The 597-nt window shown below is 64.0% G+C and carries 2 protein-coding genes; both read right to left on the bottom strand.

Annotation, left to right across the window (positions count from 1 at the left end; translation table 11 throughout):
* On the bottom strand, window positions 1-248 hold a 248-nt coding region (locus ACR0E6_RS22710; protein ID WP_480587647.1), incomplete at its 3' end, for a response regulator.
* Window positions 245-597: MarR family winged helix-turn-helix transcriptional regulator (locus tag ACR0E6_RS22705; RefSeq protein ID WP_480587644.1), on the bottom strand; the 353-nt coding region annotated here is incomplete at its 5' end. The genes ACR0E6_RS22710 and ACR0E6_RS22705, both read right to left, overlap by 4 nt.

Below are 597 nucleotides of genomic sequence, written 5' to 3'. Positions count from 1 at the left end.
GTCAGCAGCAGGATCGGGGTGGCCAGGGTTTCGCGCAGGGACCGCGTCAGGCTGACGCCATCCTCGCCCGGCATCATCACGTCCATCACGATCAAGTCGAAATCCAGTCCCGACAGCACCCGCCGCGCATGGGCCGCATCCCGGGCGGCCGTCACCAGAAAGCCGTTGCGCATCAGGAATTTCTTGAGCAGATCGCGGATCCGCTCGTCATCGTCGACAATCAGCAGGTGGGCGTCCAGGTCGCTCATGAGGTGGTATCCCGCAGTTTCGTGTAGGCCCGACGCATATCAGCATCCATCATCGCTTCAAGTACTTTGCGGAAACCGGTCACCGCCTCGGGGCCGGCCTCCTTGTAGGCGGCGCGCATGCGGGCGCGCTGGGCATCCGACAGCTTCGCCTCGAGTGCGGCGCCTGCTTCGGTCAGGAACAGGTGCCGTTCGCGCTTGTCCACTGTGCCGACCCGGCTTTCCACAAGCCCGTCGGCGATCAGGGTCCGCAATACCCGGTTCAGCGACTGTTTGGTGACGCCGAGTATGGCCAGCAGATTGTTCACCGTGGTGCCCGGTGCGCGGTTGATGAAGTGGATCGCCCGGTGAT

The sequence above is a fragment of the Ruegeria sp. AP12 genome (assembly GCF_056540025.1).
Note: the sequence above shows the minus strand (reverse complement) of the source record. Positions and strands in the feature narration are given on the sequence as shown.